This is a genomic window from Thermoactinospora rubra, from assembly GCF_002093975.1.
Taxonomy (GTDB): Bacteria; Actinomycetota; Actinomycetes; order Streptosporangiales; family Streptosporangiaceae; genus Nonomuraea; species Nonomuraea rubra_A.
On sequence record NZ_MSZZ01000010.1, the window covers coordinates 106,661 to 130,106 of the forward strand.

The window sequence follows — 23,446 nt, forward strand, 5'->3', positions numbered from 1 at the left end:
GGAATATCACCGGAACAACAGCAGGACGGCCAGCACTCCCCCGGCCACCGCTGCCCCATAGCACACGACCGCGATCAGCACGTCGGCGCGCGCGATGCCGAGCAGTTCCTCGCTGGTGAACCGGATGCGGTGCGCCGCGTGGAACAGGCACAGCACGACGACCACGACCAGCGCCAGCCGTACCAGGACCGGATCCAGCAGGGCGCGCACCTGCCCGGCGGTCGGCCAGTCGAGCACGCCGAGCGGCATGAGCACCCCGAACAGCAGCACCAGCACCGGCAGCACGAGCGCCGCCACCACGCCGCCGCCGCTGAACAGCAGCCACAGGTACGGCTCGGCCGTACGCCTGCGGGCCATCACACCCCCCTGAGCACGAAGTAGGCGATGATCCCCGAGACCAGCAGCCACAGCGTGTGGTTGCCGCCCTGGATGAGGAAGGCCGGCACGCGCCAGCCGTCCAGCCGCACGACCGTGGCCTTGGGGGCGAGGTTGAGGAACGTGACCGAGTGGAAGGCGGTGGCCAGGAAGGCCAGCGTGTTGAGGGCGACCATCCAGGGCCGGCCGGCCAGGGCCGTGAAGCGCTCGTAGGTCCCGTTGAGCGCGGCGTCGGCGAGCAGGAGCAGGAACACGATCGTCCACGCCACGAAGACGCTGGTCAGCTCCCGCAGGACGAACACCGTGTAGGCGGGCCTGCGGGCGAACCACAGGAAGTCGCGCGGCGCGCGGTACGGCTTGGCCGGGGCGCTCATCGGCGGCCTCCCGCGCGCCTGCTCCACGGCAGCACCGACCGCATCGCGGCGGTGACCTTGTAGCGCTGGATGGCCTCGGCCGGATCCACGTGCTTGGGGCACACGCGGGTGCACTCCCCCACGAACGTGCAGCCCCAGACCGCCTCCTCCAGGTTGAGCACGTCGAACCGGTCGTCCTGGTCGCGCGAGTCGAGGTTGTAGCGCTGGGCCAGGGCGATCGCCGCCGGGCCGAGGAAGTCGGGGTCCAGCACGTAGACCGGGCAGGCGGAGTAGCACAGCAGGCAGTTGATGCACATCGAGTACTGCTTGTAGGCCTCCAGCTGCTCGGGCGTCTGGGCGTACTCGGCGGTCAGCGGCAGCTCCTCCCCCTCCCTGACCAGCCAGGGCCTGACGTGCCGGAGCTTGGCGAGGAAGCCGTCGATGTCCACGACGAGGTCCCTGATCACCGGGAAGCCCTTCAGCGGCTCGATCCTGATCGGGCCGTCCCCGAACTCGGTGAGGAACGTGCCGCAGGTCAGCCGGGGTTCGCCGTCGACGGTCATGCCGCAGGAGCCGCACACGCCCATGCGGCACGACCAGCGGAACGACAGCGACCCGTCGAGCTGGTCCTTGACGTAGTTCAGGCCGTCGAGCACCGCCCAGTCGTCCATCCGCGGCACCTCGAAGCTCTGGAAGGCCGGCTCGGCGTCCTCACCGGGGCGGTAGCGGGCCACCTCCAGCCGGATCGTCCTGGCCGGGGCCGCCTGCCGTACTCCCTCCGCTGTGTCAGTCACGTCCGTAAACCCTTTCGCCGGGGGGCCAGCGGGTGATCGTCACGGGGAGCAGCCCGACCGAGGGCGTGCCGTCCGGCGCCCGGTGCACCAGGGAGTGGGCCAGGAACTCCTCGTCGTCGCGGGCCTCGAAGTCGGTGCGCTGGTGGGCGCCGCGCGACTCGCGCCGGTTGAGCGCGCAGGCGACGATCGTCTCGGCGACCTCCAGCATGCAGCCCAGCTCCAGCCAGGTCAGCAGCTCGGTGTTGAAGGCCGTGCTGGAGTCGTCGAGCCTGGCCTCGGCGGCGCGTTCCCGCAGGTCGGCCAGCGTGTCGGCGGCCTTGGCGAGCACGTCGCCGGTGCGGTAGATGCCGGCCGCGCCCTCCAGGGTGTGCTGCATCCGCTCGCGCAGGTCGGCGATCCGCTCGCCGGTGCGGGTGCCGTCGCGCAGGTGTTCCAGCCGCCGCCGCTCGTCGTCGCCCTGCGACCGTACGGCAGGCGACTCCCCGTCGCGGTGGGAGCGGGCGAACTCGGCGGCGGCCGTCCCCGCCCTCCTGCCGAAGACCAGGCACTCGGGCAGCGAGTTGGAGCCCAGCCGGTTGGCGCCGTTGATGCTGACGCAGGCGGTCTCGCCGGCGGCGAAGAGGCCCGCGATGGGGGTGGCGCCGTCCATGTCGGTGTGGACGCCGCCCATCATGTAGTGGACGACCGGCCGGACGGGGATGAGGTCGGTGGCCGGGTCGAGGTTCTGGTAGCTGCGGCACAGCTCGCGGACGAACGGGATGCGCTCGTCGATCTTGGCCTCGCCGAGGTGGCGCAGGTCGAGGTAGACGACGGGGCCGTAGGGGGTGTCGACCGTGCGGCCCTTGTGCTGCTCGTGGACGAACGCCTGCGACAGGCGGTCGCGGGGGCCGAGCTCCATGCTGCGCAGCCGGGGCGTGGGGGTGGGCTTGCCGAGGTCGTAGTCCTGCAGGTAGCGGTAGCCGTCCTTGTTGACCAGCCAGCCGCCCTCGGCGCGGGCCGCCTCGGTGATGAGGATGCCGGTGAACGGCAGGCCGGTGGGGTGGTACTGGACGAACTCCATGTCCTTCAGCGGCGCGCCCGCGCGGTAGGCCAGGGCCATGCCGTCGCCGGTCTTGATGGCGGCGTTGGTGGTGAAGGGGAAGACCCGGCCGCAGCCCCCGGTGGCCAGGATGACCGTGCGGGCGGGGATGGCCTCGATCCTGCCGGTGCGGATCTCGATGGCCGTGACGCCGTGGATGCGGCCGTCGTCGACGATCAGCTGGGTGACGTACCACTCGTCGAACCGCTTTATTTCCTGATATTTCAGGGTTGTCTGGAACAGAGTGTGAAGAAGGTGGAACCCGGTCTTGTCGGCGGCGTACCAGGTGCGCATCTTCTTCATGCCGCCGAACGGCCGGACCGCCACCCGGCCGTCCGGCTCCCGGCTCCACGGGCAGCCCCAGTGCTCCAGCTGGACGAGCTCGCGCGGCGCCTCGGCGACGAACGCCTCCACCGCGTCCTGGTCGCACAGCCAGTCGCCGCCCGAGATGGTGTCGTAGCAGTGCTCCTCGAGCGTGTCGCCGATGCCGATCACCCCGGCCGCGCCGCCCTCGGCGGAGACGGTGTGGCTGCGCATCGGATACACCTTCGACACGACCGCCACCTCAAGCGAGGGGTCGGACTCCGCGACGGCGATCGCCGCCCGCAGCCCGGCCCCGCCTCCCCCGACGATGAGCACGTCGATCATGTGGTCAGCTCCCGTGGTCGGCGGCGGAGGGCTCCGTCACTCGTTTGCCGTCGTGCCGGATGGAGGCGATGTGGATGCTGCCGTCGTGGTACTCGTGGCGGATCCTCCGGCAGCCGCACTCGAAGTACTGGTCGCGGATCAGCAGGCCGTACCCGTCGTCGTCGACCAGGCGCTCGCCTGCGGACCTGCGGCCACACGGGGCGGTCTCGGGGCTGAAGGGTGTGCGCGTGCCTGACATCGGCCGCCTCCCTGTCTGGCTGGGTGAGTCGGGGGGCTCAGGTCTCGGGCACCGGCCCCTGGGGCTCGTCCTCCGCCGCCTCGGAGCGCCGCGGCCCGGCCTCCACCGCCGCACGGGGGTAGTGCAGGTCGAAGGCGGGCCGCTCGGAGCGGATGGACGGCATGGTCACGAAGTTGTGCCGGGGCGGCGGGCAGGAGGTGGCCCACTCCAGGGAGTTGGAGAAGCCCCACGGGTCGTCCACGGTGACCTTCGGAGCCCGCCGCGCGGTCTTGTAGACGTTGTAGAGGAACGGCAGCGTCGAGGCGCCCAGCAGGAAGGCGCCCACCGACGAGATGAGGTTCAGCTCGGTGAAGCCGTCGGCGGCGCTGTAGTCGGCGTAGCGGCGCGGGAAGCCGATCGCGCCGAGCCAGTGCTGCACCAGGAACGTGGTGTGGAAGCCGACGAACAGCGTCCAGAAGTGGACCTTCCCGAGCCGGTCGTCCAGCATCCGGCCGGTCATCTTCGGCCACCAGAAGTAGAAGCCGGAGAACATCGCGAACACCACGGTGCCGAACACCACGTAGTGGAAGTGGGCCACGACGAAGTAGGTGTCGCTGATGTGGAAGTCCAGCGGCGGGGAGGCCAGGATGACGCCGGTCAGGCCGCCCAGCAGGAAGGTGATGAGGAAGCCGACCGCGAACAGCATCGGCGTCTCGAAGGTGAGATGGCCGCGCCACATCGTGCCGATCCAGTTGAAGAACTTCACGCCGGTCGGCACGGCGATGAGGAACGTCATGAAGGAGAAGAACGGCAGCAGCACCTGGCCGGTGGGGAACATGTGGTGCGCCCACACCGTCATCGACAGGCCGGCGATGGCGATCGTGGCGCCGACCAGGCCGATGTAGCCGAAGATCGGCTTGCGGCTGAAGACCGGCAGGACCTCGGTGACGATGCCGAAGAACGGCAGCGCGATGATGTAGACCTCGGGGTGGCCGAAGAACCAGAACAGGTGCTGCCACAGCATGGCCCCGCCGCTGGCGGGATCGTAGATGTGGGTGCCGAGCTTGCGGTCGGCCTCCAGCGCCAGCAGCGCGGCGGCCAGCACCGGGAAGGCCATCAGCACGAGCATGCTGGTCAGCAGCGTGTTCCAGGTGAAGATCGGCATCCGGAACATCGTCATGCCCGGCGCGCGCATCCCGATGATCGTGGTGATGAAGTTGACGCTGCCCAGGATCGTGCCCAGGCCGGACAGCGCCAGGCCCATGATCCAGAAGTCGCCGCCCGTGCTGGGCGAGAAGATCGCGGTCGACAGCGGCGTGTAGGCGAACCACCCGAAGTCCGCCGCGCCGCCCGGCGTGACGAACCCGGCCATCGCGATCAGCCCGCCGAACAGGAACATCCAGTACGCCACGGCGTTCAGCCTCGGGAACGCCACGTCGGGCGCGCCGATCTGCAGCGGCATGACGACGTTGGCGAACCCGGCGAACAGCGGGGTGGCGAACAGCAGCAGCATGATCGTGCCATGCATCGTGAAGAGGGCGTTGTACTGCTGCTGCGTCACGGCCTGCAGGCCCGGCTGGGCGAGCTCGAAACGGATGACCATCGCCATGATTCCGGCGATGAGGAAGAAGACAAATGAAGTGATCAGATACAGGTAACCGATCACTTTGTGATCTGTCGTGGTCAGCCAGGAGACGATCACGGTGCCCGTGCGTCGCCGTCTCACCTGCTCGAACGAGGTCTCGCGAACGGTCGTCACGGCTGCTCCCCTCCAAGGCGGAGTACGGCCCCCGTCTACCCCATTTCACGCCAAGGGGATCGCCGTGAAAACCCATGGCGCGGATATTCTCGGGATCGATTTCCTCTCCTGGCCGCCTCCGCCCCACCCGTTGCGCGTCTGATTTCTTTGCCGCCTCCGCCCACCCGTTGCGCACCTGGACTCCTGCGCGCCTGATGCCCGCCCCGGTAGACGGTCCTCGCTGGGGGGCGCTTCGCGCCTTGGCGGCTCGGGCTGTCTGGTTCCAGTCGCGCCGGGGGCGCGACCCCCGGCGGCCCTCGCTTCGCTCGGCCGCCTTCGCTGAAGGCGTGGCCTGGCGCCACGCGACACCGTCAGGCGCTTGCCGACAGGGGATGGCGAGGCGGTCACCTCAGCTCCCAGCGGCCTAGAAGGTGCCTTCGATCCCTGTAAGTGATCTTCCTCGACCTCATCGGTCCTCGACCTCATCGGGGCGTGCTCCCTGTTCGCGGCCTCGATCGGCCGGATTCCGCCGCGGCTTCGCGACCACCGCTTCACCGACGACGAGCGCGCCGCGGTGGCACGTAACGTGGCAGGCGTCCGGGCAACGGCCGATTGGCTGGAGGCGGCGATCGAGCCGGGCGGACGTGAGCCTCGATGAGAGCCTGGCCCGGCTGCCACGCGGCGAGTGGACCATGCCCTCCAGGGGCTTGGCGGCCAACGTCGGCGGGGAGCAGGTGCGCCTGGCGCTGCCGGAAGCCCGCCCGGCCAGGCTTACCGCCCGGCAACTCGCGGCCGCCACCGGGCTGAGCCTCTATCACGTGCGCAAGGGCATCCTCTACACCCGCGAGGTCTCGGCGATGGCGTCGGCTGGATCGCCTACGAACGCTCGCGGCTGCGCACCGATACGAGCGGCTGCCGCCGTACTCCGGGCCGCGTGACGTGGGCCGCGATCACGCTTATGACAAGGTGCCTGACGAGGAAGAACGTCACGCCGGCAGGGAACAGATGACGGCCCGTCTCGCCGCGGGTTGCCGGACTGAGTCCCGTTGACGCCGGTTATGGGAGGACTTCGGCATCCAGGCGCACGCGGCCGGTCCAAGCCGCCGTCGTCCTGGCCTACGAGACATGCCTCGTCCGTCCCGGCGATGCGGTTCCCTCTCGATTGCCGGCAAAAGACCGGAAATGTCCGGTCGCCGTCCTGGACAGGGTGTATTTCCGGGCTGAGAATCATGAGCTCTTGGCGCTTCGGCCGATGAGTAATTCCACTGTGCCGGGTCTGCTGCAGTGACCGGTTCGGACCGAGACCACCGGAGCCGGAGGTCGAGGTGTCCACATCATTGGAGGTCGTCCGGGTGATCGACACACCGGAGGCCGCCACGAGGAGAAGAGAGCAATGACCAATCGCATGGGCAGCGTGATCTGCGACATCACGATCTCGGCCGACGGGTACGTGGCCGGGCTCAACCAGACCGAGGAACGCCCGTTCGGCGACGACGGCGGTGACGGCTTTGGCGACAAGCTGCACGCCTGGATGTTCGACAATCCCGATGAGAACCGGGCTGAGGTTGAACAGCTTTCCGCCGCGAAAGCAGTCATCATGGGGCGCAACATGTTCGGCCCGGTGCGTGGCGCGTGGGATCGGCAGTGGAACGGCTGGTGGGGCGACAATCCGCCGTTCCACGCCCCGGTCTTCGTGCTCACCCACCACGCGCGTGACCCGCAGCCGATGGACGGCGGCACCACGTACTTCTTCGTCACCGACGGAATCGAGTCGGCACTGGCACAGGCACGCGCGGCGGCCGGCGACGGCGATGTCATGATCCTGGGCGGCGCGATCACCATCAACCAATACCTCGCCGCCGGCCTGGTCGATGAGCTGCGGCTGCACATCGTGCCGCTCACGCTCGGCGGCGGCGCGCGGCTGTTCGAGGGCGTCCCGCCGCTGAAACTCGACCAGGTGAAGTCGCGAGCCGCGACCTCGGTTACGCACGTGACCTACCGCGTGCTGTCCTGAGCTGGAGGGCGGTGTTCCACACACCTGCCGCGGGGCTTGCACCCCGCGGCAGATCAGCGCGGCCGGCTACCAAGCGTCGCCGTCCCACCAAGTCGCGTCCCCGGGCACCGGCAAGGTCGGCGAGGCCCTGCATCCGGCTCCGCTCCGAGTTTCCTGAAGAAGCGGTCAGAACCCCGTCACCGCGCCGAGCACACGCTCCCGTTGAGCGTGAACACCGAAGGCAGCACGTTCGGCCCGCTGTAGGAGGCGACGAAGCCGACCGTGGCCGACGCTCCCGTGGCCAGCGAGCCGTTGTACGACTCGTTGACGACCTTCACATCCCTGCCCGTCTGCGTCCAGATCCCGCTCCACCCACTGCCCAGGCTCTGCCACGGCCGGGGCCAGGCGAAGGTGAGCGTCCAGCCGTCGACCGGCGCCCCGTTGTTGGTGATCTCGATGGCGCCGAGGTAGCCGTTGCCCCAGTCGGACTGGTTGCTGAGCCGTACCGTGCAGGAGCTCGACGCGGGCGTGCCGGTCGTGAAGGTCAGCGGGGGCGAGGCCCACGAGACGCCGCCGCCGCTGTCGCGGGCGATGACGTTGACCGTGTAGCGGGTGCCCGGCCTGAGGTTGGCGACGTCCAGCGAGGTGCCCGCGGTCTCCCCGAGCTGCTCGCTGGTGGCGCCGTGCTGGCGGTGGACCTCGTACTTGACGATCGGGCGGGCGCCCGGGGAGGCGGCGGGCCAGGAGATCGTGGCCGTCCTGTCGGTCACGTCGGAGGCGGTCGGCAGGCCCGGCGCGCCCGGCTGTCCCGCCGGGGCCGAGGCGGGGTGCACGACGAGGGTGGTCAGCGAGAGCGGCGGCAGGGTCTGGCTGGTCGCGCTGCCCGTGGCCGAGCTGGAGATGCTCGTGGCGCCGTTGGTGTGGGTCAGCACGGTGGGCGCGCCGGAGGCCGGGCTGAAGCCGGAGTAGCCGATGGCGACGGGGTAGGACGTGTCGGCCGAGGTGTTGACGAGCAGCACCGCCAGGTCGCCGTTGGGGCGGCGGACGGCGTGCGCGGCGACCTTCGGCTGGTCGGTCGCGGCGCGGACGAACTGGTCGCCGGGGCGCGCGAACCTGCTCATCATCTGCAGGGCGTAGTACGGCGCGAAGGGGGTGTTCAGCGGCGGCTCGCAGACGCTGCCGTCGGAGGTGCAGGCGGCGCTGGACAGCAGTCCGAAGTCGCCGTAGTCGGTGTGGCCCGCCACCTGGGTGACGTTGCCGATGCCGTTGTGGACGTTCCACCAGTCGACCGTGAACACGCCCTGCGCCAGCAGGGTCGCGTAGGCGTCGGCGGCGGCCAGCGCGCCGGGCTGGGTGGTGGTGCCGCCGCTGCTGGTGCCGGTGTTGAACTCGGTCATGGCGATGCCGATCCGCTCCGCCCCCGGCCCGGCGTACTGGGCGATCTGCCGCCGGGTGAGGAAGATCATGTCCTCGACGTGGGCCGCCTTGTCGAGGGCGCCGGGGTACCAGTGCAGGATCACGAAGTCGATCTTGGGTCCGGCGATGGAGAGGACGACCCGGTTCCAGGTGCCCTGGTCGCCCTCGGCGACCAGCCCGTCGGGCCAGTTGGCCGCCGTGGTCAGCACCGCACCGATCTTGATGGTGGGGTCGGCCGCCTTCATCGCGTCGGCGTAGGCCACGACGTGGCGGGCGTACTCGGCCGGGCTCTTGTCGGCGTGGTCGTCCGCCTCCCAGGCGACGCCGTAGTGGCCGTTGCCGTAGTTCTCGTTGCCGATCTCCCAGTACTTCACGCCGTAGCCCTTGGTGACGTTGGCGTGGCGCACCCAGGCCGCTGCCTCCTCGGCGGTGCCGGTGCCGTAGTTGGCGGTCACCATCGGCTCGGCGCCGGTGCGCCGCACGCCCCGCATGAAGGTGTCGAAGTCGGTGCCCGGTGCCACGTAGCCGCCGGGGGCGGTGTGGTCGGCCCAGTGGTAGATGTCGGAGTAGGAGCCGCCGGGGTAGCGCAGCAGCTTCACGCCCGCATCCCTGAGCAGGTCGGCGGTCTGGTCGGTGCCGAGGTTGGCGTCCCAGATGGCATGGTTGGCGCCGATGCCGGTCTCGGGGACGGTGGCGAGGGCGGCGCGTACGTTGACGGTCACCGCGACGGGGGCGGTCTCGTCGGCGTACGCCGGGGGGACGGTGAGGGCGGCGAGCGTCAGCAGGACGCCGCAGACCGCTCGTGACAGGGTTTTCGGCATCGGCGCACCTCGGCGGGGACGGCGGCAGCAGGGAACGCCCCCTCCTGACCAGGCGGCACCCGCGATCATGATGGGCGGCGTGACGCCCGTCAACCGAGGTTGAAACTTTCAGCCCACGTCCGGCCGCGCCGCGGGCTCGTCCACCCCATTGAACGGAACCTTTCGCGCCGGCCGGACATCCAACCCTCCGAATGATCGACAACGGGGGAAGGACACACCGCCCATGCGCCGCCCGCTCACCGCACTCGCCCTCGCCGCGGTCCTCACGGGAGCCCTCGCCGCGCCCGCCGCCGCCGAGCCCGCCGGGATCCCGAGGGACTTCCTGCTCTACGAGAAGGCCGCCCGCCAGGACCCGCGGCACTGGCACTGGAGCGACCACGTCACCGAGCTGTGGAACATCCAGTGCTCAAGCAGGCAGCCGACGGGCTGGGTGGCGGCCCGGGAGGTGAGCTACGACCGGCGCCCCGGCGGCGGCGAGGCCGCCAACGCCCTGCGCGGCGAGCAGGTCCTGCTCTTCGCCGACCAGACGAAGGCCGCCGAGGTCATGCGGCAGTTCCGCGACCGGCTCGCCGAATGCGGCACCCAGGTCAAGAGCCGCACCCCGAAGCTCGGCGACGAGGCCGTCGGCGCCACGAGGAGGATCGAGCCCACCAGGGCCGCCCCGATCCCGCAGACCCAGCGCTTCGTGGCGGTACGGCGGGGCGCCGCCGTCGCCCTCTACTGGGACATGCACAACGACGCCCCCGCGCTGCGCACGATGGCGCGGCACGAGCGGGACGCCAGGCGCATGGCCGCCAAGCTCTGCGACATCGGCGGCTGCTGAGACACGCCCGGGGGCGTGGCCAGGCGTCCATACTGTGGAATCGGGCCTGGCCGGTCCCCCGTATCTCATATCCTGGCCGGCATGACCGCCCAGCGAGACTACGAGGCCCTTGTCAGTCGCGGACTGAAGCTGGACCTGACCCGGGGCAAGCCCTCGCCCCGCCAGCTCGACCTGTCCAACGAGATGCTGAAGCTGCCGACCTCCTACAAGGCCGCCGACGGCACGGACGGGCGCAACTACGGCAACCTGCAGGGCCTGACGGAGCTGCGGGAGCTGTTCGCCGGGCCGCTGCAGGTCCCGGCCGAGCAGCTGGTCGTGGGCGGCAACTCCAGCCTCGCGCTCATGCACGACACGGTCGTGTTCGCGCTGCTCGGCAGGGTGCCCGGCGCCGAGCGCCGGTGGGTGGAGCAGGAGGTGACGTTCCTGTGCCCGGTGCCCGGCTACGACCGGCACTTCGGCGTCTGCGAGCGGTACGGGATCAAGATGGTCCCCGTCCCGATGACCGCCGAGGGCCCCGACATGGACGTCGTCGAGCGCCTGGTCGCCGAGGACGCGAGCGTCAAGGGCATGTGGTGCGTGCCCAAGTACAGCAACCCGTCGGGCATCACCTACAGCGAGGAGGTGGTCCGCAGGCTCGCGTCGATGCCGGCCGCCGCCCCCGACTTCCGGATCTTCTGGGACAACGCCTACGCCGTCCACCACCTCACCGACCGGCCCGACGAGCTGGCCGACCTGCTCCGGTTGTGCCGGGAGTACGGCAACGCCGACCGCGTGTTCGTCTACGGCTCCACCTCCAAGGTGACGCTCGCGGGCGGCGGCGTGTCGTTCTTCGGCTCCTCCCCGGCGAATGTGGAGTGGTTCCTGTCCCACACGGTCAAGCAGTCCATCGGCCCCGACAAGATCAACCAGCTGCGGCACGTGGAGTTCCTGCGCGACGAGGCGGGCCTGGCCGCGCACATGCGCCGGCACGCCGAGCTGATCCAGCCGAAGTTCGAGGTCGTCGACCGGGTGCTGACCAAGGAGCTCGCGGGCCTGGCCGGCTGGACCGCGCCGAAGGGCGGCTACTTCATCAGCCTGGAGGTGCCGCGAGCGAGCGAGGTCGTCGCCAAGGCCAAGGCCGCGGGCATCGCGCTCACCCCGGCGGGCGCCACCTACCCCTACGGCAAGGACCCGGACGACCGCACGATCCGCATCGCGCCGACCTACCCGGACCTGGACGAACTCGAGCAGGCCATCCAGGGTCTGGCGATCTGCGCAAAGGCCGTGAACTGCTGAAACGCCTGCTGAGCGCATGGCGAATCGATAGCCTGGGCGCCCCGCCGTCTACAGTGAGGGGTGTGAAGATGTCGCTCCCGGCTTGGGTTACCGATCCATCCAGCTTCGTCATCACGGAGGAGCAATACGAGGCTCTCCCCTCGGAGATAGCGCGCAGCATCGAGGTGGTCGACGGGCGGGTGATCTTCTGCGAGTCGCCGACGCGCGCCCACCAGCGCGTGGTCGGCAATCTCTTCATTGCTCTCAGGGACGCCCGGCCTCCCGATCCCTGTCTAGAGGTCGTATCCGAGATGGATGTGCGCTTCGATTACACTCACTCCCAAGCCACGGACGAAGGACGTCGTTTCACCTTCCGCCGCCCGGACATCACTGTGCACCGCTGCCTGGATCTGGAAGCACGGCTGACGTCCTCCAGCGTGGTCACTGTCATCGAGGTCACATCCTCCAATGCCCAGACCGACGTCATCGACAAGAAGGGCGAGTATGCGGCCCAACGCATTCCGGCATATCTCATCGTCGTTCTCGCGGGCACCAAGGTCGACTCGGTCGAGGAGTACCGCTTGGACTGGTCCGGGCGGAACTATCAACTGGCAGCCATCCACCGCGAGGAGCTTGACGTCGAACTCCCGGAAGGCGTCAAGCTGAAGATCCCATTGGTCGAGCTGACCCAGATCTGACGGCTCAGCGCCGGAAGCCGAAGATGTACTCCCGCGTCTCGCTCGGGTGGAACGACACCCCGACTCCCGGCTCGAACACGACGTTGTCCCGCGCGCAGTAGACGAGCCTCTCCCACACCTCCAGAGCCCGCTCCCGCGCCGGGGCCTCGGCGACGTCCCGCTTGCGCGCGCCGTACGAGCCGATCACGAACAGCAGCCCGAACCCCCAGAACACGCCCGTCAGGCAGAAGGGCGCCAGCAGCACCTCCGCCCAGTTCGACTCGCGCGCCATCGCCAGCACCAGCGCCACGACCAGGTGTGCCAGGGCCGCGACGCCCAGCATGATGTACCCCTGGTTGCGCGCCCAGGGCGTGTAGTGGCGGCTGGGGAAGGACAGCCAGATGGCCAGCTGGGTGCGGCTCATCATGTGCTTGCGCGTCACCGGCACGGCGGGCAGGTCGGCGACGTCCCGGTCGCGGGGCATGCGGACCCGGCCGATCCGGTAGGTGGTTCCCGCCGCGACGACGCCAGGCACCGATGCCACCTGGTCATCGAGCTTGCACACCGGGCACGTCAGATCCATCCCGGCAAGTCTGGCCGGATCAGACTGTCAGCGCAAACCGTAAAGTTGCTGGCGTGAGCCCGATTGACGCACTTGCCGAAAAACTCCCCACGGGACGGCTGCTGACCGATCCCGACGTCGTCGACTCCTATGCCCGGGACCGCACGTTCCTGGAGCCGGGCAAGGCCCTCGGCGTGGTCCTGGCCACCACGCGGGACGACGTCGTGGCGACGATGCGGTGGGCGAGCGAGCACCGCGTGCCGGTCGTGCCGCGCGGGGCGGGCACCGGCCTGGCGGGCGGGGCCACCGCCACCGAGGGCTCCGTCGTGCTGTCGCTGATCAGGATGAACGCCATCAGGGAGCTGTCGCCGGCCGACGAGATCGCGGTCGTCGAGCCGGGCGTCATCACCGCCGACCTGGACCGCGCGGCGCGCGAGCACGGGCTCATGTACGCGCCCGACCCGTCCTCCTACGAGATCTCCACCATCGGCGGCAACCTGGCCACCAACGCGGGCGGGCTGCGCTGCGTCAAGTACGGCGTGACGCGCGACTCCGCGCTGGGCCTGGAGGTCGTCCTGGCCGACGGGCGCGTGCTCAACACCGGCCGCCGCACCGTGAAGGGCGTCACCGGCTACGACCTGACCGGCCTGTTCGTCGGGTCGGAGGGCACGCTCGGGGTGATCACCGCGGCCACCGTACGGCTGCGCCGCGCGCCCCTCGCGCCGCCCGCGACGTTCGCCGCGGAGTTCGGCTCCCTGCGCGAGGCCGCCGCCGCGGTGTCGGCGATCATCGCGGCCGGGTGCCAGCCGTCCCTGATGGAGCTGCTGGACCGCGCCACGCTGGAGGCGATCGACGACTGGCGCCACATCGGCCTGGAGCCGGCCACGCGGGCCATGCTCATCGGCCAGTCCGACGCGGCCGACGGGCAGGCGGTGGCGCTGCGCATGCAGGAGCTGTGCGAGGCCAACGGCGCCACCTTCGTCGCCGTGTCCTCCACCCCCGCCGAGGCTGAGGAGCTCATCGCCGTGCGGCGCATGGCCTACCAGGCCAAGGAACGGCTGGGCGCCTGCCTCGTGGAGGACGTGTGCGTGCCCCGCTCGGCCCTGCCCGAGATGATCACGGCAATCGAGGCCGCGGCCGCCCGGCACGACGTGAAGATCTGCACGGTCGCCCACGCCGGCGACGGCAACCTGCACCCGGTGTTCATCTTCGAGCACGGTACGGCCGAGCCGCCCGCCGAGGTGTGGGCGGCGGCGGACGAGGTGTTCACCAAGGCGCTGGAGCTGGGCGGCACGCTCACCGGCGAGCACGGCGTGGGCCTGCTCAAGCGGCGCTGGCTGGACCTGGAGGCCGGGCCGGTGGTGTCGGAGGTGCAGCGCGGCATCAAGGCCGTCTTCGACCCGCTGGGCATCCTCAATCCAGGGAAGGCGATTTGACCCAGATCATCGTGCTCAACGGCGGGTCGTCGAGCGGCAAGACCTCCATCGCGCGCGAGCTGCAGGCGATCCTGCCCGAGGTGTGGCTGACCTTCGGCGTGGACACCCTGGGCGAGGCGCTGCCGCCGGACCGCGTGATCGTCTTCGAGCCCGACGGCACGGTGGTCGTGCGCCCGGAGTACCGCGCGCTGGAGGCGGCCTGGATCTCCGGCATCGCGGCCATGGCCCGCGCCGGGGCGAGGATCGTCGTCGACGAGGTCTTCCTCGGCGGCGCGCGATCCCAGAAGCCCTGGCAGGACGGGCTGGCGGGGCTGGAGGTCCTGTGGGTGGGGGTCCGCTGCGATCCCGGGGTGGCCGCCGCACGCGAGCGGGCACGCGGCGACCGGGTCACCGGCATGGCGGCCTCGCAGGCGGTCGCGGTGCACGAGGGCGTCACCTACGACCTCGAGGTCGACACCGGCCACGCGGACGTCCGGGAGTGCGCGGCGAGGATAGCGGCGGCCGTCCGCTGAGTTGAATGCCCCAACTGTCACACTGGTAGCGTTTTGCCCCAACCGTTGGTGATTTCAGGGGGTCAAGGGTGAGTCAGGTCCAGTCGTTGGCGGCTGACGACCCGCGGCGGCTGGGCGCGTACGACATCGTCGCCCGGCTGGGGGAAGGCGGCCAGGGCGTGGTCTTCCTGGGACGGGGGGCGTCCGGTGAGCAGGTCGCGGTCAAGCTGCTGCATCCGGGGCTGGTCGCGGACCCCCAAGCCCGCTCGCGCCTGGCCCGCGAGGTCGCCGTGGCGCAACGGGTCGCCCGCTTCTCCACCGCACCCGTCCTCCACGCCGACCTCGAAGGCGGCCGGCCGTACATCGTCAGTGAGTATGTGCCCGGCCCCTCGCTGCGGGAGCTGGTGCAGCGCGAGGGGCCCCGGCGGGGGGCGGCCCTGGAACGCATCGCCATCAGCACCGCCACCGCCCTGGCCGCCATCCACCGCGCCGGCATCCTGCACCGCGACTTCAAACCCGCCAACGTCCTGATGGGCCCCGAAGGCCCCGTCGTCATCGACTTCGGCGTCGCCCGCGCCCTGGACTCCCCCGGCCTGACCGCCACCGGCCTCGCCATGGGCACCCCCGCCTACCTGGCCCCCGAACAACTCACCGGCGCCCCCATCACCGAAGCCGCCGACGTCTTCGCCTGGGGCGTCACCATCGTCTACGCCGCCACCGGCAAACCCGCCTTCGGCGCCGACACCATCCCCGCGGTCATGCACCGCATCCTCCACCAAGACCCCGACCTCGACGGCCTCGACGGCCCCCTGCGCGACCTCGTCACCGCCTGCCTGGCCAAAGACCCCACCCAACGCCCCACCGCCGACGAACTGATCCTGCGGCTGACCGGCCAGCGGCTCCCGAGCGTCGCGCCCGCCGACCCGACGGTGCCGCACACCGCCCCCGCCTCCGGCACCGCGGGGCCTCCGGCCGACCCGGCGGCCCGGCCCGAGCCCGGCGTGGCGGAGCCGCGCGCCACGGACGTTTCCGGTACGGCGGAGCCGCGGGACGCCTCCGGTGCGGCCCAGCCGTACCCCCGGTCCCAGGGGGCGGCGCCCGTCCCGCCGCCGGTGCCGAACCGGCTGACGCGCGCCCCGGCGGGCCGGCCGGCCGCGGCCAGGCAGGGCCGGACGCTGGTGCTGGCCCTGTCCGGCGTCGCGGTGGCCGCCGTCCTCGGCACGGGCACCACCCTCTACCTCACCGGCGGCGACGACACGCCCGTCCCTCCGGCGGTCGCCCAGGGCACCGGCGGCACCGGCGCCGACCCCGCGGACGGGCAGGGCGCGGGCCAGCCGGGCGAGCCGCCCGCCGGAGAGACCGGCTCCGAGGCGACGCCGAGCGCCACGCCGAGCCTCACCCTGACGCTCACCCCGCCCGGGAAGGCGCGGACCGCCGACCCGGCGGGCACGGGCCACCACCCGCGCCCCACGGCCAAGCCGACCGCCCGGCCGTCCGGCAAGCCTGCCCCCAAGCCGACGCCCAGCGCGAGCAAGACCCCGGACCGGACCCCGACGCCGAGCCCCTCCAAGAAGCCGACGCCGACCAGGACGCCCACGCCGTCCAAGACTCCGACGCCGACCAGGACACCCACGCCCAGCAAGACCCCGACCCCGAGCAACAAGCCGACGCCGACGCCCATCCCGAACCCCTACAAGCCCGCCGCGCTGTGCGGGTCGGGCCACAAGGTGATCGACTCCCGGGCCCTGGGCACGGCGGCGACCGTCTACCTCACCTACAACGCCGCCACGGGCGTCAACTGCGTGGTGACGATCTCCAGGTACGTGCATCCGGCCAAGATCCCGGCCAACGCCGTGCTCCAGGTGAAGGGCGGGGCCACCAAGAGCAACCCCGGCTCCTTCACCTCCTACGCGGGCCCGGTGCGCCTGCCCGCGGCCGGCAAGTGCGTCATCTGGGGCGGCACATGGGGGTCCCAGACGTGGAAGAGCGGCTGGAGCCACTGCCGCTGACCGCATGGGTGATAGATCGGCAGATGTGCGCTACACACCATCCACCACGCTGGTAGCGTTTTGCCCCAACCGTTGGTGATTTCAGGGGGTCAAGGGTGAGTCAGTTCCAGCCGTTGGCGGCTGACGACCCGCGGCGGCTGGGCGCGTACGACATCGTCGCCCGGCTGGGGGAAGGCGGCCAGGGGGTAGTCTTCCTGGGACGGGGGGCGTCCGGCGAGCAGGTCGCGGTCAAGCTGCTGCATCCGGGGCTGGTCGCGGATCCGGAGGCGCGCAACAGGTTCCTGCGCGAGGTCGCGGTCGCCCAGCGTGTGGCGAGGTTCTCGACGGCTCCGGTGCTGCATGCCGATCTGTCCGGGAGCCAGCCGTACATCGTCAGTGAGTATGTGCCCGGCCCCTCGCTGCGGGAGCTGGTGCAGCGGGAAGGGCCCCGGCGGGGGGCGGCCCTGGAACGCATCGCCATCAGCACCGCCACCGCCCTGGCCGCCATCCACCGCGCCGGCATCCTGCACCGCGACTTCAAACCCGCCAACGTCCTGATGGGCCCCGAAGGCCCCGTCGTCATCGACTTCGGCGTCGCCCGCGCCCTGGACTCCCCCGGCCTGACCGCCACCGGCCTCGCCATGGGCACCCCCGCCTACCTGGCCCCCGAACAACTCACCGGCGCCCCCATCACCGAAGCCGCCGACGTCTTCGCCTGGGGCGTCACCATCGTCTACGCCGCCACCGGCAAACCCGCCTTCGGCGCCGACACCATCCCCGCGGTCATGCACCGCATCCTCCACCAAGACCCCGACCTCGACGGCCTCGACGGCCCCCTGCGCGACCTCGTCACCGCCTGCCTGGCCAAAAACCCCACCCAACGCCCCACCGCGGATGAGCTGGTGGTGCGGCTGACGGGCCAGCCCGTGCCTCCGGCCGTCCTGGACCCGGCCCCACCCGCTGCCGCCCCACCCGCTGCCGCCCCGCCCGTGTCGGCCGCACCCGCTTCGGCGCCACCCATTCCCGCACCGGGTCCCGCCCCGATCCCGCCCGCCCCGATCCCGCCCGTGTCGGCCCCTTCCGCGGCCCCGGCGCCCTTCCCGGCCCTCCCCGGCGCGCAGGCGCCGAACCCCTTCTCGCCCGAGGCGTCGCGGTCGTCCGCCCTGCCTCACTTCGGCGGCCCCGGGAGCGCGCCCGGCGCGCCCACGGCGCCGGGCGACCCCCTGACCGCACCCTCCCCCGTGCCCTCCGCCGGGGGCGGCGGGCACGGCCCCGGCCCGCAGCACACCGCCCCCGTACCGCCCCCGGTCCCCAGCCGGGGCCTCACCCGGGCGGCCCCCGGCCGCCGCCCCACGGGCAGGCCCCGCCGTACCGTCATGCTCACCCTGTCCGGCCTCGCCGCCGCGGTGGTGCTGGCCACCGGCGGCGCCATCGTCATCACCAACGCCAAGGACCAGACGGTGAAGCTGGTGGTGGACGCCAACGACCCCACCCCCAGCGACACGGCGGCCAACGAGCCTGCCGAGCCCTCGGACACCCCCAGCCCGGAGCCGACGGTGGAGCCCACGACGGTCCCGGTCCTCACGCTCACGCCCACCCCGACCAAGACGAAGCGCACCAAGCGGCCCACCGTCGTCGTCCCGACCTATCGCCCCAAGCCGACGCCGACGCGCAAGCCCACCCCCAAGCCGACGCCGACCAAGACGAGGAAGCACGGCCTCATCGACCCCTCTCCGGCGCCCACCACCAGCCCGACGTCGGTGATGAGCCCCAGCCCCAGCCGCACGCCGACGAAGCGCTGAGCGCGGGCCTTCCGGAGCGGCGCCGGGCGGCGTACATTTGTTGACGTGATCGTCAAGTCGTCGCCGGAGCCGTTGACGGCGCGTGGCAGGCGGACGCGGGCCGCTCTGGTCCAGGCCGGGCGGGAGGCGTTCGAGGAGCACGGGTTCGACGGCGTGCGGATCGACGACGTCTGCGCCAGGGCCGGGGTCTCGCACGGCACGTTCTACACCTACTTCGACTCCAAGGAGGCGCTGTTCGCCCACGTCGTCTCGGCGGCGGTGGGCGAGATGTTCGCCGCCAGCGTGGTGGGGCGGTCGGCGCCGGAGGACCCGCTGGCCAGGATCGAGGCCGCCAACCGGCTCTACCTGCGCGCCTGGGCGGCCAACTCGCGGCTGGTCAGGATGCTGGAGCAGGCCGCCGTGGGCGACGACCGCTTCCGCACGCTGCTGCTGGAGGTGCGCGAGGTCTTCGTCCGGCGCGGCGCCGAGGGCCTGCGCCGGCTCCAGGAACAGGGCCTGGCCGACCCCGCCCTGGACCCCAGGCTGACCGCCGTCATGCTGGGCGGCATGGTGGAGCACTTCGCCCACGTGTGGCTGGACCTGGGCGAGGAGGCCGACGAGCAGACGGCGGTGCGGCTGCTGACCACGCTGTGGGCGCGGGCGATCGGCCTGACGTCGGCGTCAACTTCCGCGGGCCCGGCGGCGAGGGAGGACACGTGACCGGCGACCACTCCGAGCGGCGCGCCTCGATGCTCGCCAAGCTCGCCGACCTGGAGGCCGAGCTGCGCAAGGCCGTGGCGGGCGGCGGCGAGAAGTACGTCGAGCGGCACCGCAAGCGCGGCAAGCTCCTGGCGCGGGAGCGGATCGAGCTGCTGGTCGACCCCGACTCCCCCTTCCTGGAGCTGTCGCCGCTGGCCGCCTGGGGGACCGAGTTCCCGGTGGGGGCCAGCGTGGTGACCGGCATCGGGGTCGTCGAGGGCGTGGAGTGCGTCATCACCGCCAACGACCCCACGGTCAGAGGCGGGGCGTCGAACCCGTGGACGCTGCGCAAGACGCTCCGCGCCGCCGACATCGCCTTCGCCAACCGCCTGCCGTACGTGAACCTGGTGGAGTCCGGCGGCGCGGACCTGCCGACGCAGAAGGAGATCTTCATCCCGGGTGGCCGGATATTTCGGGATCTGACCAGGTTGAGCGCGGCCGGGATCCCGACGATCGCGCTCGTGTTCGGCAACTCCACGGCGGGCGGCGCGTACGTGCCCGGCATGAGCGACTACGTCGTGATGGTCAAGGAGCGGGCGAAAGTGTTCCTGGGCGGCCCGCCGCTGGTCAAGATGGCCACCGGGGAGGAGTCCGACGACGAGTCGCTGGGCGGGGCCGAGATGCACGCGCGGGTCAGCGGGCTGGCCGACTACCTGGCCGCCGACGAGCACGACGCGCTCAGGATCGGGCGTCGCATCATCAGGTCGCTCAACTGGCGCAAGCTCGGCGTGCGCCCGCATGCCGTACAGGAGCCGAAATATCCGGCGGAGGACCTGCTGGGCATCGTCCCCGAGGACCTCAGGATCCCCTTCGACCCGCGCGAGGTGATCGTCCGGATCGTCGACGGCAGCGATTTCGAGGAGTTCAAGCCGCTGTACGGCACGAGCCTGGTCACCGGGTGGGCGCGGCTGCACGGCTATCCCATCGGGATCCTGGCCAACGCCCGCGGCGTGCTGTTCAGCGAGGAGTCGCAGAAGGCGACCCAGTTCATCCAGCTCGCCAACCAGTCGCGCACACCGTTGCTGTTCCTGCAGAACACCACCGGCTACATGGTCGGCAAGGACTACGAGCAGCGCGGGATCATCAAGCACGGCGCGATGATGATCAACGCGGTGTCCAACTCCACGGTGCCGCACCTGACGGTGGTCATGGGCGCCTCCTACGGCGCGGGCAACTACGGCATGTGCGGGCGGGCCTACGAGCCGCGCTTCCTGTTCTCCTGGCCGAGCGCGAAGTCGGCGGTGATGGGACCGGCGCAGCTGGCCGGGGTGCTGTCGATCGTGGGGCGCGCGGCGGCGCAGGCGCGCGGGCAGGTGTACGACGAGGAGGCGGACGCGGCCATGCGGGCCATGGTGGAGGCACAGATCGAGGCGGAGTCGCTGCCGTTCTTCCTGTCCGGGCGGCTGTACGACGACGGGGTCATCGACCCCCGGGACACGCGGACCGTGCTGGGCATCTGTCTGTCGGCGATCAACAGCGCGCCCGTCCCCGAGCCGGCGGGGTACGGGGTGTTCCGGCCATGATCACGCGCTTGCTGGTCGCGAACCGGGGCGAGATCGCCCGAAGGATCTTCCGGACATGTCGCGAGATGGGCATCGAGACCGTCGCGGTGTTCTCCGACGCCGACGCGGACTCGCCGCACGTGGCGGAGGCGGACCACGCCGTACGGCTGGGCGGGGTCAAACCGGCGGAGAGCTACCTGGACATCGGCAAGATCGTCGAGGCCTGCCGGCGGTCGGGGGCGGACGCGGTGCACCCGGGCTACGGGTTCCTGTCGGAGAACGCGGACTTCGCACAGGCGGTGCTCGACGCGGGACTGGTATGGATCGGGCCCCCGCCCTCGGCCATCGCGGCGATGGGCGCCAAGGTCGAGGCCAAGCGCCTCATGGCCGAGGCCGGGGTGCCGGTGCTGCCGTCCCTGCCGGTGGGCGGGCCGCCGCAGGAGAGCGCCGGGCTCCGCCGTACCCCTCCTCACCGGCCCGGCGCGGGAGAGGCTGCGGCTGAGCACCTCACGCCCACCGATGGCGGCGAGTGGGCCTACCCGCTGCTCGTCAAGGCGTCGGCGGGCGGCGGCGGGCGGGGCATGCGGATCGTGCGGGCGCCGGAGGACCTGGAGCGCGAGATCGCCTCGGCGAGCAGGGAGGCGCGGGCGGCGTTCGGCGACGGGACGGTGTTCGTCGAGCCGCTGCTGGAACGGGCCCGCCACATCGAGGTGCAGATCCTCGCCGACGCCCACGGCACGGTGTGGGCGCTGGGCGAGCGGGAGTGCTCGATTCAGCGCCGCCACCAGAAGGTGGTGGAGGAGTGCCCCTCCCCCGGCATCGGCGAGGACACCAGGCGGCGGCTGTTCGACGCCGCGGTCAGGGCCGCCAGGAAGATCGGGTACGTCGGCGCGGGCACCGTGGAGTTCCTGGTCAGGGGCGAGACGGTGGCCTTCCTGGAGATGAACACCAGGCTGCAGGTCGAGCACCCGGTGACCGAGTGCGTCTACGGGGTGGACCTGGTCCGGCTGCAGCTGGAGATCGCCGAGGGGGCGCGGCTGCCGGAGCGGTCCCCGCCGCCCCGTGGCCATGCGGTCGAGGTGCGCCTGTACGCCGAGGACCGCGCCTACGTCCCCCAGAGCGGGAAGATGGGCCGATTCGAGATTCCGGGCGAGGTGCGCGTGGATACGGGTGTGGAGTCCGGCGGCGAGGTCTCCACGCACTACGACCCGATGCTGGCCAAGGTGATCGCCCATGGCGCGAGCCGTACCGAGGCCGTCAGGAGGCTCGCCGCCGCGCTGCGCCGCGCCAGGATCCACGGCGTCACGACAAATCGCGATCTCTTGCTCGACATCCTGAAAAATCGGGATTTTGTGGCGGGGAACACGCACACCGGTTTCCTCGACGAGCAGGACCTCCGCGGCGAGGACCCGCCCCTGGAGCTGCCCGCCCTCGCCGCCGCCCTCGCCACGGCCGCCGCCAACCGCGCGAACGCCCGGGTCCTCGCCACGATCCCCGGCGGCTGGCGCAACGTCCGCTCCCAGCCGGCGACCGCCCGCTTCGCGGAGATCGAGGTCGTCTACCAGCCCCTCCCGCCGGGCGTCACGGTCGTCAGCGCCGCGCCCGACCGCGTGGTCCTCGAACGCGACGGCCTGCGCCACGCCTTCGACGTCGCCCGCTACGGCTCGGCGGTGTACGTGGACTCCGCCCTCGGCTCGGTGCGCCTGACCGCCCTGCCCCGCCTGCCCGAGCCGGTCGTGGCGGCGGCTCCCGGCTCCCTGTTCGCGCCGATGCCCGGTAGCGTGCTGCGCGTCGAGGTGGAGCCCGGCGACCGGGTGACCGCCGGGCAGGCCGTGGTGGTGCTCGAGGCGATGAAGATGGAGCATCGGATCACCGCCCCGGCCGCCGGCGTGGTGTCGGCCGTCGAGGTCGGCAAGGGGCAGCAGGTCGAGGCGGGAGCCGTACTCGTGGTCATCGAGGAGGGGAAGCAGTGACGTCTCGTTTGGTCCACAAGCAGCTCGAGGGCGGCGTCGCCACGATCACGCTGGACTCGCCGCCGAACCGCAACGCGCTGTCGGTGCGCCTGCTCACCGACCTGGAGGACCGCCTGAACTGGGCGCTGGCCGAGCCCGAGGCCAGGGTGATCGTGCTGACGGCCACCGGGACGGTGTTCTGCTCGGGCGCCGACCTCAAGGAGCAGCGCCAGGAGCCGCAGCGCGGGGCGGGCGACGCGCCGGTGACCGCGTCCTTCCCGGAGATCCTGTCGCTGATCTGGGAGAGCCCCAAGCCGGTCATCTGCGCCCTGAACGGCACGGCCCGGGCGGGCGGGCTCGGCCTGGTGGCCGCGTGCGACTTCGCCATCGCGCCGCTGTCGGCGTCGTTCGCCTTCTCCGAGGTACGGCTGGGCGTCGTCCCCGCGATGATCGCCGTGCCGGTGCTCAGGCGCGTCAACCCGCGCGCCGCGGCCGAGTACTTCCTGACCGGCGAGGTGTTCGACGCCCGCACCGCCCAGGAGATCGGCCTGGTGACCAGGGCCGTGGAGGACGTGCCCGCCACGGTCGCCCACTACGCCGAGATGCTGATCAAGGGCGGCCCCGAGGCGCTGGCGATCACCAAGCGGCTGGTGCGCGAGGTGCCGCAGATGTCCTTCGACGAGGGGCTGCGGCAGATGGCGATCCTGTCGGCGCAGCGCTTCACCTCCGAGGAGGGCCAGGAGGGCATCGCCGCGTTCATGGAGAAGAGGCCGCCCAAGTGGTGCTGA

Annotated in this window: 21 protein-coding genes and 1 pseudogene; 14 read left to right on the forward strand and 8 right to left on the reverse strand. The window is 71.4% G+C overall.

What is annotated here, in order from left to right:
• Positions 1-6: 6 nt before the first annotated feature.
• The 6 genes from frdD to ctaD are packed head-to-tail and all read right to left on the reverse strand — an operon-like array spanning position 7 to position 5,224.
• Positions 7-357 carry a fumarate reductase subunit FrdD gene (frdD, locus tag BSB02_RS19155; protein ID WP_084960373.1) on the reverse strand — a complete coding sequence of 117 codons (351 nt, stop codon included), beginning with the start codon at positions 355-357 and terminating at the stop codon, positions 7-9.
• Positions 357-749, reverse strand: coding sequence for a succinate dehydrogenase/fumarate reductase transmembrane subunit (locus tag BSB02_RS19160; protein WP_084960374.1), 393 nt, complete (start codon positions 747-749; stop codon positions 357-359). Before BSB02_RS19160 ends, frdD begins: the two co-directional genes overlap by 1 nt.
• Complete coding sequence (gene sdhB, locus BSB02_RS19165; protein WP_206184779.1) at positions 746-1,522, reverse strand: succinate dehydrogenase iron-sulfur subunit; 777 nt, start codon at positions 1,520-1,522, stop codon at positions 746-748. Before sdhB ends, BSB02_RS19160 begins: the two co-directional genes overlap by 4 nt.
• On the reverse strand, positions 1,515-3,248 hold the full coding sequence (gene frdA, locus BSB02_RS19170) for a fumarate reductase (quinol) flavoprotein subunit (RefSeq protein ID WP_084960375.1): 1,734 nt from the start codon (positions 3,246-3,248) through the stop codon (positions 1,515-1,517). Before frdA ends, sdhB begins: the two co-directional genes overlap by 8 nt.
• A 4-nt stretch (positions 3,249-3,252) precedes the next feature.
• Positions 3,253-3,486 carry a hypothetical protein gene (locus BSB02_RS19175; RefSeq protein WP_084960376.1) on the reverse strand — a complete coding sequence of 78 codons (234 nt, stop codon included), beginning with the start codon at positions 3,484-3,486 and terminating at the stop codon, positions 3,253-3,255.
• 37 nt (positions 3,487-3,523) lie between these two features.
• Positions 3,524-5,224, reverse strand: coding sequence for an aa3-type cytochrome oxidase subunit I (ctaD, locus tag BSB02_RS19180; RefSeq protein WP_084960377.1), 1,701 nt, complete (start codon positions 5,222-5,224; stop codon positions 3,524-3,526).
• A gap of 454 nt (positions 5,225-5,678) precedes the next feature.
• On the opposite strand from ctaD, the pseudogene BSB02_RS43600 reads away from it, so the two are divergent.
• The 3 genes and pseudogenes from BSB02_RS43600 to BSB02_RS19190 all read left to right on the forward strand — a co-directional run.
• Positions 5,679-5,861 (forward strand): annotated as a pseudogene (locus BSB02_RS43600) (DUF6192 family protein); the annotation flags it as partial.
• Complete coding sequence (locus BSB02_RS19185) at positions 5,848-6,141, forward strand: hypothetical protein (RefSeq protein WP_084960378.1); 294 nt, start codon at positions 5,848-5,850, stop codon at positions 6,139-6,141. The pseudogene BSB02_RS43600 and the gene BSB02_RS19185, both read left to right, overlap by 14 nt.
• A 455-nt stretch (positions 6,142-6,596) precedes the next feature.
• Entirely contained in the window at positions 6,597-7,217 is a 621-nt protein-coding gene (locus tag BSB02_RS19190) for a dihydrofolate reductase family protein (RefSeq protein WP_143590884.1), read from the forward strand.
• A 176-nt stretch (positions 7,218-7,393) separates the two neighbouring features.
• On the opposite strand, the gene BSB02_RS19195 is transcribed toward BSB02_RS19190, so the two are convergent.
• Complete coding sequence (locus BSB02_RS19195) at positions 7,394-9,433, reverse strand: cellulose binding domain-containing protein (protein ID WP_084960379.1); 2,040 nt, start codon at positions 9,431-9,433, stop codon at positions 7,394-7,396.
• 223 nt (positions 9,434-9,656) lie between these two features.
• Here BSB02_RS19195 and BSB02_RS19200 point away from each other — a divergent pair, with 223 nt between their 5' ends.
• From BSB02_RS19200 to BSB02_RS19210, 3 genes are all read left to right on the forward strand, one after another.
• Positions 9,657-10,256 carry a hypothetical protein gene (locus BSB02_RS19200; RefSeq protein ID WP_084960380.1) on the forward strand — a complete coding sequence of 200 codons (600 nt, stop codon included), beginning with the start codon at positions 9,657-9,659 and terminating at the stop codon, positions 10,254-10,256.
• A gap of 81 nt (positions 10,257-10,337) precedes the next feature.
• Entirely contained in the window at positions 10,338-11,531 is a 1,194-nt protein-coding gene (locus BSB02_RS19205) for an aspartate aminotransferase type Ic (RefSeq protein ID WP_084960381.1), read from the forward strand.
• A gap of 68 nt (positions 11,532-11,599) precedes the next feature.
• A complete protein-coding gene (locus tag BSB02_RS19210; protein WP_240506539.1) occupies positions 11,600-12,208 on the forward strand; it encodes a Uma2 family endonuclease in 609 nt (202 codons plus the stop codon).
• 4 nt (positions 12,209-12,212) lie between these two features.
• On the opposite strand, the gene BSB02_RS19215 is transcribed toward BSB02_RS19210, so the two are convergent.
• Positions 12,213-12,722 carry a hypothetical protein gene (locus BSB02_RS19215; protein WP_084960383.1) on the reverse strand — a complete coding sequence of 170 codons (510 nt, stop codon included), beginning with the start codon at positions 12,720-12,722 and terminating at the stop codon, positions 12,213-12,215.
• A gap of 101 nt (positions 12,723-12,823) precedes the next feature.
• Between BSB02_RS19215 and BSB02_RS19220 the strand changes: the two genes are divergently transcribed.
• The 8 genes from BSB02_RS19220 (at position 12,824) to BSB02_RS19255 (ending at position 23,446) form a co-directional block, all read left to right on the forward strand.
• The gene (locus tag BSB02_RS19220) at positions 12,824-14,185 is read left to right on the forward strand and encodes an FAD-binding oxidoreductase (protein WP_240506515.1); all 1,362 of its coding nucleotides are present in this window, start codon (positions 12,824-12,826) and stop codon (positions 14,183-14,185) included.
• Positions 14,182-14,697 carry a chloramphenicol phosphotransferase CPT family protein gene (locus BSB02_RS19225; protein WP_240506516.1) on the forward strand — a complete coding sequence of 172 codons (516 nt, stop codon included), beginning with the start codon at positions 14,182-14,184 and terminating at the stop codon, positions 14,695-14,697. Before BSB02_RS19220 ends, BSB02_RS19225 begins: the two co-directional genes overlap by 4 nt.
• Positions 14,698-14,783: 86 nt before the next feature.
• Complete coding sequence (locus tag BSB02_RS19230; RefSeq protein ID WP_158088676.1) at positions 14,784-16,685, forward strand: serine/threonine protein kinase; 1,902 nt, start codon at positions 14,784-14,786, stop codon at positions 16,683-16,685.
• 95 nt (positions 16,686-16,780) lie between these two features.
• Complete coding sequence (locus BSB02_RS41525) at positions 16,781-18,466, forward strand: serine/threonine-protein kinase (RefSeq protein WP_084960386.1); 1,686 nt, start codon at positions 16,781-16,783, stop codon at positions 18,464-18,466.
• A gap of 45 nt (positions 18,467-18,511) precedes the next feature.
• The gene (locus BSB02_RS19240; RefSeq protein ID WP_206184780.1) at positions 18,512-19,165 is read left to right on the forward strand and encodes a TetR/AcrR family transcriptional regulator; all 654 of its coding nucleotides are present in this window, start codon (positions 18,512-18,514) and stop codon (positions 19,163-19,165) included.
• Between the two features lie 29 nt (positions 19,166-19,194).
• Positions 19,195-20,727: an acyl-CoA carboxylase subunit beta gene (locus BSB02_RS19245; protein ID WP_084960580.1), complete on the forward strand. Its 1,533-nt coding sequence runs from the start codon at positions 19,195-19,197 to the stop codon at positions 20,725-20,727.
• Positions 20,724-22,679: an ATP-binding protein gene (locus BSB02_RS19250; RefSeq protein ID WP_084960387.1), complete on the forward strand. Its 1,956-nt coding sequence runs from the start codon at positions 20,724-20,726 to the stop codon at positions 22,677-22,679. Before BSB02_RS19245 ends, BSB02_RS19250 begins: the two co-directional genes overlap by 4 nt.
• Positions 22,676-23,446, forward strand: a complete 771-nt coding sequence (locus BSB02_RS19255) for an enoyl-CoA hydratase-related protein (protein WP_084960388.1) — start codon at positions 22,676-22,678, stop codon at positions 23,444-23,446. The genes BSB02_RS19250 and BSB02_RS19255 overlap by 4 nt, the downstream gene beginning before the upstream one ends.